General features: G+C 70.0%; 15 protein-coding genes and 1 rRNA gene. 13 read left to right on the top strand and 3 right to left on the bottom strand.

Annotated elements, in window-relative coordinates; genetic code table 11:
• The first annotated feature begins 42 nt into the window (after positions 1-42).
• Positions 43-2,706, top strand: a complete 2,664-nt coding sequence (gene alaS, locus ACFWX1_RS24495) for an alanine--tRNA ligase (RefSeq protein ID WP_378390960.1) — start codon at positions 43-45, stop codon at positions 2,704-2,706.
• A 130-nt stretch (positions 2,707-2,836) separates the two neighbouring features.
• Here alaS and ACFWX1_RS24490 read toward each other — a convergent pair whose 3' ends face one another.
• Entirely contained in the window at positions 2,837-3,553 is a 717-nt protein-coding gene (locus ACFWX1_RS24490) for a DNA alkylation repair protein (RefSeq protein ID WP_378390958.1), read from the bottom strand.
• 132 nt (positions 3,554-3,685) lie between these two features.
• Here ACFWX1_RS24490 and ACFWX1_RS24485 point away from each other — a divergent pair, with 132 nt between their 5' ends.
• Complete coding sequence (locus ACFWX1_RS24485; protein ID WP_378390956.1) at positions 3,686-4,174, top strand: helix-turn-helix domain containing protein; 489 nt, start codon at positions 3,686-3,688, stop codon at positions 4,172-4,174.
• Between the two features lie 109 nt (positions 4,175-4,283).
• On the opposite strand, the gene ACFWX1_RS24480 is transcribed toward ACFWX1_RS24485, so the two are convergent.
• Positions 4,284-5,264 (bottom strand): helix-turn-helix transcriptional regulator, encoded by a 981-nt coding sequence (locus ACFWX1_RS24480; protein ID WP_378390954.1) that lies wholly within the window; start codon positions 5,262-5,264, stop codon positions 4,284-4,286.
• A 62-nt stretch (positions 5,265-5,326) separates the two neighbouring features.
• On the opposite strand from ACFWX1_RS24480, the gene argC reads away from it, so the two are divergent.
• The 8 genes from argC to argH are packed head-to-tail and all read left to right on the top strand — an operon-like array spanning position 5,327 to position 13,700.
• Complete coding sequence (gene argC, locus ACFWX1_RS24475) at positions 5,327-6,355, top strand: N-acetyl-gamma-glutamyl-phosphate reductase (protein ID WP_378390952.1); 1,029 nt, start codon at positions 5,327-5,329, stop codon at positions 6,353-6,355.
• The gene (gene argJ, locus ACFWX1_RS24470; protein WP_378390950.1) at positions 6,352-7,512 is read left to right on the top strand and encodes a bifunctional glutamate N-acetyltransferase/amino-acid acetyltransferase ArgJ; all 1,161 of its coding nucleotides are present in this window, start codon (positions 6,352-6,354) and stop codon (positions 7,510-7,512) included. Before argC ends, argJ begins: the two co-directional genes overlap by 4 nt.
• Positions 7,509-8,426 (top strand): acetylglutamate kinase, encoded by a 918-nt coding sequence (gene argB, locus ACFWX1_RS24465; RefSeq protein ID WP_378390948.1) that lies wholly within the window; start codon positions 7,509-7,511, stop codon positions 8,424-8,426. Before argJ ends, argB begins: the two co-directional genes overlap by 4 nt.
• Positions 8,423-9,622 carry an acetylornithine transaminase gene (locus tag ACFWX1_RS24460; protein WP_378390946.1) on the top strand — a complete coding sequence of 400 codons (1,200 nt, stop codon included), beginning with the start codon at positions 8,423-8,425 and terminating at the stop codon, positions 9,620-9,622. Before argB ends, ACFWX1_RS24460 begins: the two co-directional genes overlap by 4 nt.
• Positions 9,622-10,551, top strand: coding sequence for an ornithine carbamoyltransferase (argF, locus tag ACFWX1_RS24455; RefSeq protein WP_378390944.1), 930 nt, complete (start codon positions 9,622-9,624; stop codon positions 10,549-10,551). Before ACFWX1_RS24460 ends, argF begins: the two co-directional genes overlap by 1 nt.
• Entirely contained in the window at positions 10,548-11,066 is a 519-nt protein-coding gene (locus ACFWX1_RS24450) for an arginine repressor (protein WP_378327011.1), read from the top strand. Before argF ends, ACFWX1_RS24450 begins: the two co-directional genes overlap by 4 nt.
• On the top strand, positions 11,063-12,262 hold the full coding sequence (locus tag ACFWX1_RS24445; RefSeq protein WP_378390942.1) for an argininosuccinate synthase: 1,200 nt from the start codon (positions 11,063-11,065) through the stop codon (positions 12,260-12,262). Before ACFWX1_RS24450 ends, ACFWX1_RS24445 begins: the two co-directional genes overlap by 4 nt.
• Before the next feature lie 22 nt (positions 12,263-12,284).
• Positions 12,285-13,700 (top strand): argininosuccinate lyase, encoded by a 1,416-nt coding sequence (gene argH, locus ACFWX1_RS24440; RefSeq protein WP_378390941.1) that lies wholly within the window; start codon positions 12,285-12,287, stop codon positions 13,698-13,700.
• A gap of 90 nt (positions 13,701-13,790) precedes the next feature.
• On the opposite strand, the gene ACFWX1_RS24435 is transcribed toward argH, so the two are convergent.
• Positions 13,791-14,450, bottom strand: coding sequence for a TetR/AcrR family transcriptional regulator (locus tag ACFWX1_RS24435; RefSeq protein WP_378390939.1), 660 nt, complete (start codon positions 14,448-14,450; stop codon positions 13,791-13,793).
• A gap of 75 nt (positions 14,451-14,525) precedes the next feature.
• Between ACFWX1_RS24435 and ACFWX1_RS24430 the strand changes: the two genes are divergently transcribed.
• The 3 genes from ACFWX1_RS24430 to ACFWX1_RS24420 all read left to right on the top strand — a co-directional run.
• Positions 14,526-15,203, top strand: coding sequence for a DNA-3-methyladenine glycosylase (locus ACFWX1_RS24430; protein WP_378390937.1), 678 nt, complete (start codon positions 14,526-14,528; stop codon positions 15,201-15,203).
• A gap of 56 nt (positions 15,204-15,259) precedes the next feature.
• Positions 15,260-16,543 carry a tyrosine--tRNA ligase gene (tyrS, locus tag ACFWX1_RS24425; protein ID WP_378390935.1) on the top strand — a complete coding sequence of 428 codons (1,284 nt, stop codon included), beginning with the start codon at positions 15,260-15,262 and terminating at the stop codon, positions 16,541-16,543.
• Between the two features lie 352 nt (positions 16,544-16,895).
• Positions 16,896-17,342: ribosomal RNA gene (locus ACFWX1_RS24420) — 16S ribosomal RNA — on the top strand; the annotation flags it as partial.

Here is a 17,342-nt window from a genome sequence, read left to right as displayed (position 1 = left end):
TACCCGAGCGCGTACCCCGAGCCTCAGCACAAGGACTGACCCGTGGACACACACGAAATCACCGATCGTTTCCTGCGCCATTTCGAGAACAAGGGCCACACCCGCGTTCCCAGCGCGCCGCTGATCCTCGACGACCCGAACCTGCTGTTCGTCAACGCGGGCATGGTGCAGTTCAAGCCGTACTTCCTCGGCGAGGCCCCGCCGCCGTACCCGCGCGCGACCAGCGTCCAGAAATGCGTCCGCACCCCGGACATCGACGAGGTCGGCAAGACCACCCGGCACAACACCTTCTTCCAGATGGCCGGGAACTTCTCGTTCGGCGACTACTTCAAGGAAGGCGCGATCGAGAACGCCTGGGAGCTGATCACCAGGCCGCAGTCCGAGGGCGGCTACGGCCTCGACCCGGACCGCCTGTGGGCCACCGTCTACGAGGACGACGCCGAGGCGGCGGGACTGTGGAAGAAGATCACCGGCCTGCCCGGTGAGCGCATCCAGGCCCGCGACGGCAAGGACAACTACTGGGACATGGGCGTGCCCGGTCCCGGCGGCCCCTGCTCGGAGATCTACTACGACCGCGGCCCGGACTACGGCCGCGAGGGCGGCCCGGTCGCGGACGAGGACCGCTACATCGAGATCTGGAACCTCGTGTTCATGCAGGACGTCCGCGGCGAGAAGAGCCCGAAGCACGGGCACAAGCCGATCGGCGAACTGCCGAAGAAGAACATCGACACCGGCATGGGCGTCGAGCGGGTCGCGACGATCCTGCAGGGCGTCGAGAACGTCTACGAGACCGACCTCGTGCGCCCGGTGATCGGCCGCACCGAGGAGTTCTCCGGCCGCCGCTACGGTTCCGACCACACCGACGACGTCCGCTTCCGCGTCATCGCCGACCACGCCCGCACCGGTGTCCTGCTCATCGGCGACGGCGTCACCCCCGGCAACGACGGCCGCGGCTACGTGCTGCGCCGCCTGCTGCGCCGCATCATCCGCTCCGCGCGGCTGCTCGGCGTGCACGAGCCGGTGCTGCCCGCCTTCGCCGCGGTCGTCCGCGACACCATGGGCCCGACCTACCCCGAGCTGGTGGCCGACTTCGGCCGCATCGAAGAGGTCGTGCGCGTCGAGGAGGAAGCGTTCCTCTCGACGCTGACCAGCGGGTCGCGGATCTTCGACCTCGCCGCAGAGGAGACCAAGCGCTCCGGCGGCGAGATCCTGGCCGGGGACAAGGCTTTCCAACTGCACGACACCTACGGCTTCCCGATCGACCTGACGCTGGAGATGGCGGCCGAGCAGGGCCTGTCCGTCGACGAAGAGGGCTTCCGCACGCTCATGAACGAGCAGCGGCAGCGCGCGAAGGCGGACGCGGCCTCGCGCAAGAGCGGCCACGGCGATCTGTCGGAGTACCGCAAGGTCCTGGAGCAGCACGGCGAGACCGAGTTCCTCGGCTACACCGACCTGCAGGCCGACGCGAAGGTCGTCGCGCTGCTGGCGGACGGGCAGCCGGTCACCAGCGTCGGCGCGGGCAAGAAGGCCGAGCTGGTCCTCGACCGGACCCCGTTCTACGCCGAGAGCGGTGGCCAGGTCGCCGACACCGGCGTGCTGGTCGGCGACGGCGTCGAACTCAAGGTCCTCGACGTGCAGAAGATCGTGCCCGGCCTGTTCGTGCACCGCGTCGAGGTCACCGAGGGCGAGGTCGGCATCGGCAGCGGGCTGACCGGGTCCGTCGACTCGCACCGCAGGCTCTCCATCGAGCGGTCCCACTCCGCGACGCACCTCGTGCACGCGGCGGTGCGCGGCGCGTACGGCAAGCGCGCGGCGCAGGCCGGTTCGCTGAACTCGCCGGGCCGGATGCGCTTCGACTTCACCACGCCGGGGTCGGTCTCGGCGGACGTGCTGACCGAGGTCGAGGAGGAGGTCAACGACTACCTCCAGACCGACGTCGAAGTGCAGAGCTACGTCACCACCAAGGACAAGGCCCTCGAACTCGGCGCGGTCGCGTTGTTCGGCGAGAAGTACGGCAACGACGTCCGCGTGGTCGACATGGGCGAGTACTCGCGGGAGCTGTGCGGGGGCACGCACGTCGGCCGCATCGGCCAGCTCGGGCTGGTCAAGCTGGTCGCCGACTCGTCGATCGGCTCCGGCGTGCACCGCGTCGAGGCGCTGGTCGGCGCGGACGCGCTCCGCTACGTCCGCAAGGAGCAGCTGCTGGTTTCGCAGCTGGCGAACACCTTCAAGGTGCCCTCGGACCAGCTGCCCTCGCGCATCGAGGACGTGCTGAGCAGGCTGAAGAACGCCGAGAAGGAGATCGAGCAGCTGCGCACGCAGCAGGTGCTCGGCTCGGCGGGCGCGCTCGCCGACAAGGCACAGGACGTGAACGGCTTCGCCGTCGTCGCCGAGACCGTGCCCGAGGGCGTCGACGCCAACGGCCTGCGCGCGCTCGCGTCGGAGGTCCGCGGCAGGCTGGGCACGCGGCCCGGTGTCGTCGCGCTGTTCGCGCCGTCGGGCGAGAAGATCAGCTTCGTGGTCGCGACGACGTCGGCGGCGCGGGACAAGGGGCTCGCGGCGGGCAAGCTCGTGCCCTCGTTCGCCCCGGCCATCGGCGGCCGCGGCGGCGGCAAGCCGGACATGGCGCAGGGCGGCGGCACCAACCCGGCGGGGGCCGGGGAAGCCGTCACGGCCCTGCGCGCGGCGATCGCCGCCCTTGGGTAAGCAGCGCGGCCCCGGGGGGGCGCCGGGGGGGGGAGCCGGGCGGGGGGGGCGGCCGGGGGGGCGCCCGCGCCCCCCCTGTTCCCGGGGCGGGGGGGGCTCCCGGCCGCCCCACCCCCCCCCCCCGCACCGCTCACCGGGCACGGACCGCTCCCTCACCGGTACCGAGGTGTTTGAGCGCTTCCCGGCGGGAGAGCCCGGACAGCTCGGGATATTCGTCCACAAAGGACTGAACCCAACCGGGTGCTGTCTTCGCGTAGTCCCGTAATGCCCAGCCGATTCCCTTGCGGAGGAAGAACTCCTTCTCGCTGGCCGAAAACTCGATGGCGTGGGTGAGGAGTTCGGTGTCGGTGCCCTCCTTCGCGCCGAGCTGGCAGATGATCGCGGTGCGCCTGCGCCACAGGTCCGGATCGATCGCCCAGGCGCGCAGCACCGGGGTGACCGTCGCGGGAGCGCCGCGCAGGATCGGGCCGACGCGGCGAGCGGCCAGTTCGTCGACGTAGTCCCACCATGCCCCGGTCACGATCATGTCCTCGTACAGCCCGAGCAGCTCCGGGTCCTGCCAGTCGCGGTACGCGTGATGACCGGTGAGATCGATGGCGGCGTAGCGCTCCTCGCGGTATTCGGCCTCGCGCCACAAGGCGCGGACCGTGGCCGTGAACGTTTCCCGGTCGGGAAGGACGTGCTCGGCGAAGATCCGTTTCAGCAAACCGGCGCGCGGCGGTTTCGGAACCCCGCGGTAGGGCATCGCCGACTTCATGTACGCCCGCATCGCGGGGGCCTTCGCCGGATCGGCCAACGCGGCCAGCCCGCTCCGGACGGCCGAGATCAGCCGCTGGTCCGCGTCCATGTGTGCTCCTTTCGCACCGGTGCCCGGTGGTCGTCTGCGACGGTAGGCGAAGGGACCGACAATTCCGGAACGCGGCCGGTCGTGCGCCGAGGGTGAGCGAAAAGTGTCGGGGGTGCGCGCTAGCTTCGCGGCATGACGATCATCGACGAACACCGGACCGAGGTCCGGCAGGGCAACACCACGTATCAGATCGCGGTCGCGACGCGTAGCGGCGACCGTGCCGAACCCCGGGTCACGATCACCGTGGGCGCGACAGGGCCGGAAGGAGAACAGGTCGCCGACGGACGGCTCGAGCTCGACGTCGAAGCCGTGCCGGCGGTGGCGGATCTGCTCGCCACCAGCCTGCACGCGTTCGGCGGGGCGGGCGGCCCGCCCCGCCGAAGAGTGCGGGACCGGCCCGCCCGGCAGGGCAGGCCGTGGAGCGACGAACAGGACGCGGAACTGGAAAACCGGTGGCTGGCGGGCGAAAGCGTCGAGGACATCGCCCGGCACTTCGAGCGGACGCCGGGCGGGATTCGCGCGCGGCTGCCCCGGGTCGGGTGCGATCCGGAGCGTCCTGGCGAATATCTCCCGGCGCCGCCCAGCCGGCGCGCCGAGCCGGATGGAGGCGCTATGGACTAGAACACGGCGCTCGCGGATCGGGCCTGTACCAGCCCGATCCGCGGGTGCTCCGCCGATGCTGTCCGCCCGCAGGCTCCAGGCACCGGCGCGGCGATACCCGGTCTCGGCCTCACACCGTCGTTTCCTCGGCCGGGATCGCCGGGATCGCGGCCGCCGCGCGCGTGGCGAGGTCACGCAGATGGGTGATCAGCTCGGGTGGTTCGTGCACGGTGAACGCGCAGCCGAGGCTCAGCAGCCGGAACGCGAGCCATTCCAGGGTGTCGGCGGTGCTGCGCAGTCGGCAGCTCCGCTCGTCCAGGGGTTCGAGGTCGCCGAACTGCGCGCCGAGCCGTGCCCGTGCCTGCTCGATCGGGAGCGCCACCGTGATGGTCGCCTGATAGGACGGCAGGAGGCTGTACATCCGCTCGATCACCCAGGCCGCCATGTCCGCGGCCGGTGGCTGCCGTGGTGTGACGCGACCGCCGGTCGCGACGGCGTCGCGGACCCGGTCGGCGCGGAAGGTCCGCCAGTCCTTCCGGCCGGCGTCGTAGGCGACGAGGTACCAGCGCCGCCCGGTCGCCACGAGGCGATGGGGTTCGACGAGCCTGCGGGATTCCGTGTCGTCGCCCGCGCGGTAGCGGAAGCGGACGGTTTCGTTGTTCGCGATCGCCGCGGCGAACACGGTCAGCTGTGCCGGATCGACGACCGGCCCGCCACCGGGCACGGTGACGGTCGCGTTGCCGAGCGCCCCGACGCGGTATCGCAGCCGCGAGGGCAGCACCTGCTCGAGTTTCGCGAGCGCCCGCACGGACGCCTCGTCGATGCCTTCGACGGTCTGCGCCGCGGCGGTGCGCAGGCCGACGGCGATCGCGACCGCCTCCTCGTCGTCGAGCAGCAGCGGGGGCATCGCCGCGCCCGCGACGAGCCGGTAGCCGCCCGCCGCGCCCCGGGACGCCTCGACGGGATAACCGAGTTCGCGGAGCCGGTCGATGTCCCGCCGGATGGTGCGGGCGCTGACCTCGAGCCGCTCGGCGAGTTCGCTGCCCGGCCATTCCCGGGGTGTCTGGAGCAACGACAACAGGTTGAGCAGGCGGGCAGGCGTGTCGGTCACCGAGCCAGCATCCCATCCCACCCGGTTTGATTGGATTTGCAAGATGGTGCATAATCATTCGTATGACGGTGAAGATCGCGGTGGCCGGAGCGAGCGGCTACGCCGGGGGAGAGCTCCTTCGCCTCCTCCTCACCCACCCCCACATCGAGATCGGCGCGCTCACGGCGGCCAGCAGCGCCGGGACGCCGCTGGGTGCGCACCAGCCGCATCTGGCCCCGCTGGCGGACCGCGTGCTCGCCGAGACGACGCCGGAAACCCTTGCCGGGCACGACGTCGTGTTCCTGGCGCTGCCCCATGGGCACTCCGCGGGGATCGCCGCGCAACTCGGGCCGGACGTCCTCGTCGTCGATCTCGGTGCCGATCACCGGCTCGCCGACGCCGCCGACTGGCAGCGCTGGTACGGCGGTGAGCACGCGGGTCAGTGGCCGTACGGCCTGCCCGAGCTGCCCGGGGCGCGGGAGAAGCTCACCGGCACCAAACGGATCGCCGTTCCCGGCTGCTTCCCGACCGGGGGATCGCTGGCCCTCGCGCCGGCGCTGGCCGCCGGGCTGATCGTCCCCGACGTCACGATCGTGTCGGTGACCGGGACGTCCGGCGCGGGCAAGAGCCTCAAGCCGAACCTGCTCGGCTCCGAGGTGATGGGCTCGGCCAGCCCGTACGGGGTCGGCGGGGCACACCGGCACACACCGGAGTTCGTCCAGAACCTTTCCGCGGTGGCGGGGACCCGGGTGTCGGTGTCGTTCACCCCTGTCCTGGCGCCGATGTCCCGCGGCATCCTCACCACCGCCAGCGCACCGCTGGCGGGTGAGCAGGACGAAGCCGCCGCGCGCGCCGCGTACGAGAAGGCCTACGACGCCGAGCCGTTCGTCCAGCTGCTTCCGGCGGGCAGGTGGCCGGCGACCGCCTCGACGCTCGGGTCGAACAATGTCCAGCTCCAGGTCACCGTCGACGCCGACGCGAAGCGCCTGGTCGTCGTGGCCGCGATCGACAACCTGACCAAGGGCACCGCGGGCGGTGCCGTCCAGTCGATGAACCTCGCGCTCGGATTCCCCGAGCACACCGGACTTTCCGCCGTAGGAGTAGCACCGTGACGATCACCGGTCCGCAGGGTTTCCGTGCCGCGGGCGTCGCCGCAGGCATCAAGGCCTCCGGCGCGCTCGACCTCACCCTGGTCGTCAACGACGGCCCGCTCGACGTCGCCGCGGGCGTGTTCACCCGCAACGTGATCAAGGCCGCCCCGGTGCTGTGGTCGCAGGAGGTCCTGAAGCAGCGGCGGCTCAAGGCGGTCGTGCTGAACTCCGGCGGCGCGAACGCGGCGACCGGCCCCGGCGGGTTCCAGGACACGCACGCCACCGCGGAGAAGGTCGCGGAGGTGCTCGGCACCGGCGCGATCGAGGTCGCCGTCTGCTCGACCGGTCTCATCGGCGAGCGGCTGCCGATGGCGGCCGTACTGTCCGGAGTGGACACCGCGGCCAAGGCGCTGGAAGCGAGTCCGCAGGCGAGCCTGAACGCGGCCACCGGCGTGATGACCACCGACACCAAGCCGAAGCAGGCGTACGCGAAGCACGAGAGCGGCTGGAGCGTCGGCGGCTTCGCGAAGGGCGCCGGGATGCTCGCGCCGAACCTGGCCACGATGCTCTCGGTGCTCACTACCGACGCCGTCGTGAGCCAGGACGTCCTCGATCGCGCGCTGCGCGCGGCCACCGAGGTCACCTACGACCGGCTCGACGTCGACGGCGGCACGTCCACCAACGACACCGTGCTCGTCCTCGCCTCGGGCGCGAGCGGGGCCGAGCCGTCCGAGGCCGAGCTGACCGAGGTATTGACCACGGTCGCGCTCGACCTCGTCCTCCAGCTGCGCGCGGACTCCGAGGGCGCGACGAAGGACGTCGACGTCGTCGTGCGGGGCGCCGTGACGAAGGAGGACGCCGTCGCCGTGGCCCGCGTCGTCGCCGAGGACAACCTGGTCAAGACCGCGTTGTTCGGCTCGGACCCGAACTGGGGCCGCATCGCGATGGCACTGGGCCGCGCCCCGGCCACGATCGACCCGGAGAAGGTGGCGATCGCGATCAACGGCGTCACGTTGTTCGCGCACGGCACCACCGCCGAGGACCGTTCGGCGGCCGACCTGTCCGGGCGCGCCATCGAGATCGTCATCGACCTCGGTGTCGGTGACCACACCGCCACCGTCTACACCACCGACCTTTCGCATGGTTACGTCGAAGAGAACAGTGCTTATTCCTCATGAACAGGGAGGCTCTGATTTCCGCGGACGAGAGGCTGGAGACGGCGGCCGAGAAGGCCGGGGTGCTCATCGAGGCGCTGCCCTGGCTGCAGCGGTTCCACGGGGCGACGGTGGTGGTGAAGTACGGCGGCAACGCGATGGTCGACGACCGGCTCAAGCAGGCGTTCGCCGAGGACATGGTGTTCCTGCGGCTGGCCGGGCTGCGCCCGGTGGTCGTGCACGGCGGCGGCCCGCAGATCAGCGCGATGCTGAGCAGGCTCGGCATGACCGGGGAGTTCAAGGGCGGTCTCCGGGTGACCACGCCGGAGACGATGGACGTCGTCCGGATGGTGCTGGTCGGCCAGGTCAGCCGCGAGCTGGTCGGGCTGATCAACGCGCACGGGCCGTACGCGGTCGGCATCTCCGGCGAGGACGCCCGGCTGTTCACCGCCGAGCGCAAACAGGCCACTGTGGACGGTGAATCGGTCGACATCGGGCTGGTCGGCGAGGTCGCCGAGGTCAACCCGGACGCGGTGCTCGACATCGTCAACGCCGGGCGCATCCCGGTGGTCTCGACAGTGGCCCCGGACATCGACGGCGTGGTGCACAACGTCAACGCCGACACCGCTGCTGGCGCGCTCGCCGCGGCGCTCGGCGCGGAGAAGCTGGTCGTGCTCACCGACGTCGAGGGGCTGTACGCCAACTGGCCGGACCGCTCCTCGCTGATCGACCGCCTCGACGTCCGCCGTCTCGAACAAATGCTGCCCGGCCTGGCCAGCGGCATGATCCCCAAGATGGAGGCGTGCGTCCGCGCGGTGCGCGGCGGGGTGCGGCGCGCGCACGTGATCGACGGACGTATCGCCCATTCGGTGCTGCTGGAGGTCTTCACCTCGCGCGGCATCGGCACCATGGTCTTCCCCGAAACGGAGCAACCGTGACTCTGCAGTCCAATGTAGACGGCCAGGAGCACTGGAAGTCCGCGCTGATGGACAACTACGGCACCCCGGCGCTGACCCTGGTCCGCGGCGAGGGCGCCACGGTGTGGGACGCCGACGGCCGCGAGTACGTCGACCTCGTCGGCGGCATCGCCGTCAACGCGCTCGGCCACGCCCATCCGGAGGTGGTGCGCGCGGTCAGCGAGCAGATCGCGAAGATCGCCCACACCTCGAACCTCTACATCAACCCGGTCGCGGTCGAACTGGCCGAGGCGCTGCTCGACGTCGCCGGCCTTTCCGGCAACGGCAAGGTGCTGTTCGTCAACTCCGGCGCCGAGGCCAACGAGGCCGCGCTCAAGATCAGCAGGCTCACCGGCCGGACGAAGATCGTCGCCGCGGAGGGCGCGTTCCACGGCCGCACCATGGGGTCGCTGACCCTCACCGGCCAGCCGTCGAAGCGCGAGCCGTTCGCCCCGCTCGTCCCCGGTGTCACGCACGTCCCGTTCGGCGACGTCGAGGCGCTGCGCGCGGCCGTCGACGGCGAGACCGCGGCCGTGTTCCTCGAGCCGGTCCTCGGCGAGGGCGGTGTCGTCCCGGCGCCCGCCGGTTACCTGCACGCCGCGCGCGAGATCACCAAGGCCACCGGTGCCTTGCTCGTCCTGGACGAGGTGCAGACCGGCATCGGCAGGCTCGGCACCTGGTTCGCCTTCCAGCAGGCCGGGATCGTGCCGGACGTCATCACGCTGGCCAAGGGCCTCGGCGGCGGGCTGCCGCTCGGCGCGGTCATCGGCGTCGGCGCGGCGGGCGAACTGCTCAAGCCGGGCCAGCACGGCACCACGTTCGGCGGAAATCCGGTGTGCTGCGCGGCCGGGCTCGCGGTGCTGCGCACCCTGATCGAGGACGATCTGCTCGACCACGTCGCCGCGCTGGGCAAGGACATCGCGGCCGGGGTCGAGGCGCTGCACCACCCGCTGGTCGCCGGTGTCCGCGGCAGCGGCCTGCTGCTCGGTATCGCGCTGCACAAGCCGGTTTCCGCCGCGCTGCAACAAGCCGCGCAGGAGTCCGGTTATCTCGTCAACGCCGTCGCGCCGGACACCGTCCGGCTGGCGCCGCCGCTCGTGCTCACCGACGAGCAGGCCGAAGGTTTCGTCGCCGCGCTTCCCGCGGCACTCGATTCGATCACCCCGAAGGACGACTGATGCCCCGCCACTTCCTCCGCGACGACGATCTCAGCCCGGCCGAGCAGGCCGAGCTGCTGGACCTCGCCGACGCGCTCAAGGCCGACCCGCTCGGCAGCAAGGCGCTGGCAGGCAAGTCCGTCGCCGCGATCTTCGAGAAGAACTCCACCCGGACCCGCCTGTCCTTCGACGTCGGGATCTCGCAGCTCGGCGGGCATTCGGTGATAGTGGACGGACGCTCGATGCAGCTCGGCCGCGAGGAGACCATCGAGGACACGTCACGGGTACTGTCCCGCTACGTCGACGCCGTGGTGTGGCGGACGTTCGCGCAGAAGCGCATCGACGCGATGGCGTCGGTGTCGCGGATCCCGGTGATCAACGCGCTGACCGACGAGTTCCACCCGTGCCAGGTGCTCACCGATCTGATGACGATCCGGGAGCGCAAGGGCAAGCTCACCGGGCTGACCATGGTGTACCTGGGCGACGGCGCGAACAACATGGCCCACTCGCTGCTGCTCGGCGGCACCACCGCCGGGATGCACGTGCGGGTCGTGTCCCCGGAGGGCTTCCAGCCCGACCAGCAGGTCATGCTCGACGCCAAGCACCGGGGGACGGAGACCGGCGGCAGCGCCACGGTGTTCGCCGACCCGCACGCCGCGGTCGACGGCGCCGACGTCCTGGTCACCGACACCTGGACGTCGATGGGGCAGGAGAACGACGGTCTCGACCGGGTCGGCCCGTTCCGCGCGTTGCAGGTCAACACCGAGCTGCTGAAGCGCGCCGCCGACGAGGCGATCGTGCTGCATTGCCTGCCCGCGCACCGCGGCTGGGAGATCACCGACGAGGTGCTCGACGGCCCGGCCAGCGCGGTGTGGGACGAGGCCGAAAACCGGCTGCACGCCCAGAAAGCCCTGCTCGTCTGGCTCTTGGACGAGGAGCGGCGTAAGTGACCAGCAGCAGGGCCGGGCGCCAGGCGCGGATCACCGAACTGGTGTCCACGATGGCCATCCGCAGCCAGACCGAACTCGCGAAGCTGCTCGCGGCCGAAGGCATCGAGGTCACCCAGGCCACGTTGTCCCGGGATCTCGACGAGCTGGGCGCGGTCAAGCTGCGGGGCGCCGACTCGGGGGCGCCGGTGTACGTCATCCCCGAGGACGGCAGTCCGGTGCGCGGGGTGCAGGGCGGTACCTCGCGGCTGTCCCGGCTGCTGGCCGAGCTGCTGGTCTCGGTGGACTCCTCGGGGAATCTCACGGTGCTGCGCACGCCTCCTGGCGCGGCGCAGTTCCTGGCCAGCGCGATCGACCGGTCGGCGCTGGAGGAGGTCGTCGGTTCGATCGCGGGTGACGACACGGTGGCGGTGATCGCGCGGGAACCGCTGTCGGGCAAGGATCTCGCCGAACGGTTCGCCGCGCTCGCGCGGCGATCGTCTACTTTGGACGCGGAGGACGAAGGAGGAGGATCGTGACCGAGCGGATCGTGCTCGCCTATTCGGGCGGGCTGGACACGTCGGTGGGCATCGGCTGGATAGCCGAGGAAACCGGCGCCGAGGTGGTGGCTGTGGCCGTCGACCTCGGCCAGGGTGGCGAAGACCTGGAAACGATCCGGCAGCGCGCGCTCGACTGCGGTGCCGTCGAGGCCGTCGTGGCCGACGCCCGCGCGGAGTTCGCGGACGAGTACTGCCTGCCCGCGCTGCAGGCGAACGCCCTCTACATGGACCGCTACCCGCTGGTCTCGGCGCTGTCGCGGCCGGTGATCGTCAAGCACCTCGCGGAGGCGGCGAAGTACCACGGCGCGACCACCGTCGCGCACGGCTGCACCGGCAAGGGCAACGACCAGGTCCGCTTCGAGGTCGGCATCGGCGCGCTCGCGCCGGACCTCAAGGTGATCGCCCCGGTCCGCGACTTCGCGTGGACCCGCGAGAAGGCCATCGCCTACGCCGAGGAACGCGACCTCCCGATCGACGTCACCAAGTCCTCGCCCTTCTCGATCGACCAGAACGTGTGGGGCCGCGCGGTGGAGACCGGGTTCCTCGAGGACCTGTGGAACGCCCCGACCCAGGACGTCTACTCCTACACCGAGGACCCGGCGGCCAACTTCGAAGCACCCGACGAACTGGTGATCACCTTCGACAAGGGTGTCCCGGTCGCGATCGACGGCGAGACCGTGACGGTGCTGGAGGCCATCCAGCAGCTCAACCGGCGGGCCGGCGCGCACGGCGTCGGACGGCTGGACATGGTCGAGGACCGGCTCGTCGGCATCAAGAGCCGTGAGATCTACGAGGCGCCGGGCGCGCTCACGCTGATCACCGCGCACCAGGAGCTGGAGAACGTCACCGTCGAGCGGGACCTCGCCCGGTTCAAGCGGCAGGTCGAGCAGCGCTGGGGCGAGCTGGTGTACGACGGCCTGTGGTTCTCGCCGCTGAAGGACGCGCTGGACACCTTCATCCAGAAATCGCAGGAGCACGTGTCCGGCGAGATCCGGATGGTGCTGCACGGTGGCGCCGCGGTCGTCAACGGCAGGCGCAGTGAGGAGTCGCTGTACGACTTCAATCTCGCCACCTACGACGAGGGCGATACCTTCGACCAGTCGCTGGCCAAGGGTTTCGTGCAGTTGTGGGGCCTGCCCAGCAAGATCGCCGCCAAGCGGAACCTCCAGAAGTAAGAATTCCCAGGAAAGGCAGAACGTGAGCAGTAACGAGCAACCGGTGCAGCTGTGGGGCGGCCGGTTCGCCAGCGGTCCGGCGGAAGCGATGGCGGCGCTGAGCGCGTCGACCCATTTCGACTGGCGCCTCGCGCCGTACGACATCGCCGGTTCGCGCGCGCACGCCCGTGTGCTGCGCAAGGCCGGGCTGCTCACCGAGGACGAGCTCACCGGGATGCTTTCCGCGCTCGACACGCTCGCCGAGGACGTCGCGTCCGGCGCGTTCGTCCCGACGATCGCCGACGAGGACGTGCACACCGCCCTCGAACGCGGTCTGCTGGAACGCGCGGGCACCGAGCTGGGCGGCAAACTGCGGGCGGGCCGCTCGCGCAACGACCAGGTCGCGACGCTGTTCCGCATGTGGCTGCGGGATGCCGGGCGCCGGGTCGTCGCCGGCACGCTCGACGTCGTCGACGCGCTGGTTTCGCAGGCACAGCGGCATCCGGACGCGATCCTGCCGGGCCGTACGCACCTGCAGCACGCCCAGCCGGTACTGCTGGCGCATCACCTGCTCGCGCACGGCCAGTCGCTGCTGCGGGATGTCTCGCGGTTGCGGGACTGGGACGCCCGCACCGCCGAATCGCCGTACGGTTCGGGCGCGCTCGCCGGTTCGTCGCTCGGTCTCGATCCCGAAGCGGTCGCGGCCGAACTCGGCTTCGACGCCAGTGTCGAGAATTCCATCGACGGCACGGCTTCGCGCGACTTCGTCGCCGAGTTCGCCTTCGCCGTCGCGATGCTCGCGGTGAACCTGTCGCGGATCGCCGAAGAGGTGATCATCTGGAACACGGCCGAATTCGGCTACGTCACCCTCGACGACGCCTGGGCCACCGGCAGCTCGATCATGCCGCAGAAGAAGAATCCCGACGTCGCCGAGCTGACCCGCGGCAAGGCCGGACGGCTGATCGGCAATCTCACCGGGCTGCTGGCGACGCTCAAGGCGCAGCCGCTGGCGTACAACCGGGATCTGCAGGAGGACAAGGAACCGGTCTTCGACTCCGTCGAACAGCTGGAGCTGCTGTTCCCCGCGATCGCGGGCATGCTCGGCACCCTGACCTTCCACACCGAGCGGCTCGCCGAACTCGCGCCCGCCGGCTTCACCCTCGCGACCGACATCGCGGAATGGCTTGTGCGCCAAGGCGTTCCGTTCCGCGTCGCGCACGAAGCGGCGGGGGAGAGCGTTCGTGTCGCGGAAGCCAGGGGCGTCGGTCTCGACGAGCTGACCGACGAGGAATTCGCGAAGATCGATCCCGCGCTGACCCCGGCCGTCCGCGAGGTCCTGACCGTCGAAGGCTCCGTGCGGTCCCGGAACGCGCGGGGCGGCACCGCGCCGGAACGGGTCGCCGAGCAGCGGGAGCGTTTGGTCCAGCGGGTCGCCGAGCACCGGGCCTGGCTAGGATAACTCACCGGACGAGCTGAAGGGGACTTTCCTCGCATCGCATGCGCCGAAAGTCCCCTTCAGCGCATCTAGCGAGAGGAAAGTCCCCTTCAGCTACCGGCGGCTGTTCTTGCGCAGCCGTGCCTTGACAGCGCGGCTGGCCACCGGGCCGAGGCCCTCCACGACATCGACGAGCGTGGCCAGCTGAGCCAGCGCCGCGAGCGCCTGTTCGCCACCGTCGGGATCGACCGATTCGAACAGCGTCAGGCCCAGAAAACTCGCGGACACCGCATGGGCGAGGCCCGCGGGATCGGCGAACTCGGTCAGCGGCGAATCGGCCAGCACCCTGGTCAGCGTCGTCCGCACCTCGGTGATCCACTTGTCGAGGGCTTCGCGCGTCGCCTCGGCGAGCCTGCCGCCGCCCTGCGCCCCGGCGAGGGTCTGGGCCAGCACGGTCATATTGCCCTCGGCCCGTTCCTCGGCGTGGATCCGCTGCCCGAGCTCCAGCAATTCGCCGACGGTACGGACCTCGGCGAAGCGGGGACGGTACAGCGCGACCCGTGCCTCGGTGGCCGCGATGCACGCCTGCGCGACGAGTTCGTCGACGCTGCCGAAGTGGTAGAACACCAGTGCCTGGTTCACATTCGCGGCGGTCGCGACCGCCCGCGCGGAAACCGCCGTGATGCCGTGGTTCCGGATCGTCGTCAGCACGCCGTCGATCAGCCGCTGCTTGGTGCTCGGCGGCTCGGCGGTGGCCTTCCGGTGGGCTGTCATCGGCTCCCCTGGGATTGAGCGTCTGCTCAAGCGAGACTGTAGCTCACCGCGTTCGTGATCGCGGGTGCCTCTACGATGGCGACGGGGGAGAGGGCGCGAGAAGGGGAGCAGGACATCACCGCGGAAACGACGACGCACGGCCGGATCTTCACGCGCGCCGAGCTGGCACTCGATCCGGTCGACCTCGCCGAGCTGCTGCTGGGCGCGGTGATCGAGTCCACCGGCCCGGACGGCACGGTCGCGGTCCGGCTGGTCGAGGTCGAGGCCTACCGGGGGCTCGACGATCCGGCATCGCACTGCTACCGCGGCCGCACCCCGCGCAACGCCGTGATGTGGGGCCCGGCCGGTCACCTGTACGTGTACTTCGTGTATGGCATGCACTTCTGCGCCAACGTCGTCGGCACCGAAGACGGTCAGCCGGGCGCGGTCCTGTTGCGCGCGGGGGAGATCGTCGCCGGCGCCGAGATCGCCCGTGCCCGCAAACCGGCGGCCCGCGGGAGCGGCGAACTCGCGAAGGGGCCCGCGATCCTGACCTCGGTGCTCGGGATCGACCGGGAACAGAACGGCGTCGACCTGACCGATCCGGATTCGCCCGTGCGGCTGCTGACCGGGGCGCGGGTGCCGTCGGAGCTGATCCGTACCGGTCCCCGGGTCGGCGTCGCGATGGCCATGGAAACCCCGTGGCGGTTCTGGATCGACGGTTCACCCGCCGTCTCGACCTACCGCAGGGGTGGTCGCAAACGCCCGCGCTGACGCCACGGGCGACCCCGTACCAAACCGCTTGACCTGGTACGGGAGGATCTACAGGTGTGAGTGAGCACATCCTTGACGAGTTGACCTGGCGCGGCCTGATCGCGCAATCCACCGACGCCGACGCGTTGCGGCGAGAACTCGACCAAGGACCAGTCACGCTGTATTGCGGGTTCGACCCGACCGCGCCGAGCCTGCACGCCGGCAACCTCGTCCCGCTGCTCATGCTGTCGCGGTTCCAGCGGGCCGGGCACCGGCCGATCGTGCTGGCGGGCGGTGCGACCGGGATGATCGGCGACCCCCGTGACACGGGGGAGCGCACGCTGAACTCGCTCGACGTCGTCGCCGAGTGGGCGGGCCGGATCCGCGGGCAGTTGGAACGGTTCGTCGACTTCAGTGTCTCTCCTGACTCGCCGACCGGCGCGATCGTGGAGAACAACCTGAACTGGACCGGCCAGCAGAACGTGCTGGAGTTCCTGCGCGACGTCGGCAAGCACTTCCCGGTCAACACCATGCTCAACCGGGAGACGGTGAAGCGCCGCCTCGAGACCGACGGCATGTCCTACACCGAGTTCAGCTACCTGCTGCTCCAGTCGCAGGACTACCTGCACCTGTACCGCAGGCACGGCTGCAAACTGCAGGTCGGCGGCTCGGACCAGTGGGGCAACCTCGTCGGCGGGGTCGATCTGATCCGGCGCACCGAATCGGCGAGCGTGCACGCGCTGACCGCGCCGCTGGTCACCGATTCGGAAGGGCGGAAGTTCGGGAAGTCCACCGGCGGCGGGAACCTCTGGCTCGACCCCGAGATGACGTCGCCCTACGCGTGGTACCAGTACTTCGTCAATGTGGGTGACGCGGACGTGGTCGGCTACCTGCGGATGTTCAGCTTCCTGAGCCAGGAGGAGATCGCCGCGCTCGCCGAGGACACCGAGCAGCGCCCGCATCTGCGGGCGGCGCAGCGGAGGCTGGCCGAGGAGTTCACGACCCTCGTCCACGGCGAAGAGCAGACGCGTCAGGTGATCGCCGCGAGCCAGGCCCTGTTCGGGCGCGGTGAGCTGCGAGAACTCGACGCCCGGACGCTCGACGCCGCGATGGCGGAGGTGCCGACCGGCAAGGTCGAGCCCACCGGGGACGCCACGATCGTGGACCTGCTGATCGCCGGCGGCCTGGTGGACAGCAAGGGCGCCGCCCGCCGCACCGTGAAGGAGGGCGGCGCGTACGTCAACAACGTGAAGGTCTCCGACGAGGAGTGGAAGCCGTCCGCCGAGGACGCCTTGCACGGCCGCTGGCTCGTCGTCCGGAAGGGCAAGCGGAACGTCGCGGGCGTCAGCTTCGGCGGCTGATCGGCCGCTCGGTCCGGAATAGGGGCTTGACCTGCGGAAACGCAGTTAAGGTACCCCCCTGTTCCGGGCCGTTCAGCGGGGTGTAAAGTTCTTTTCGTCGCCAGGGAGACCGGGCGGCCGACCGGGACACGAACCAAGCTCTCGCTTGAGGCGATTGAGTGGGTGTTCCACCAAAAACTGCTAGGAATGACCGCCTCGATGACGGCCGCGTGTTGTGTGGCTGGGGTTGTGGTGTGTTGCTTGAGAACTCAACAGTGTGCTAGTGAACTAAGCCAGTAGAGCTTATTGTTTGAACCCCTCCTCGTGGGGGTTCCTTTGAGAGCATTACATGCCTCGATCGAATTTGAAGACATTGTTGGAGAGTTTGATCCTGGCTCAGGACGAACGCTGGCGGCGTGCTTAACACATGCAAGTCGAACGATGAAGCCGCTTCGGTGGTGGATTAGTGGCGAACGGGTGAGTAACACGTGGGTAATCTGCCCTGTACTTTGGGATAAGCCTTGGAAACGGGGTCTAATACCGGATAGGACAGCTGATCGCATGGTTGGTTGTTGAAAGCTCCGGCGGTGCAGGATGAGCCCGCGGCCTATCAGCTTGTTGGTGGGGTAGTGGCCTACCAAGGCGACGACGGGTAGCCGGCCTGAGAGGGTGACCGGCCACACTGGGACTGAGACACGGCCCAGACTCCTACGGGAGGCAGCAGTGGGGAATATTGCACAATGGGCGGAAGCCTGATGCAGCGACGCCGCGTGAGGGATGACGGCCTTCGGGTTGTAAACCTCTTTCGCCAGGGACGAAG

The sequence above is a fragment of the Amycolatopsis sp. NPDC059021 genome (genome assembly GCF_042739895.1).
Classification (GTDB): Bacteria; Actinomycetota; Actinomycetes; order Mycobacteriales; family Pseudonocardiaceae; genus Amycolatopsis.
Note: the sequence above shows the minus strand (reverse complement) of the source record. Positions and strands in the feature narration are given on the sequence as shown.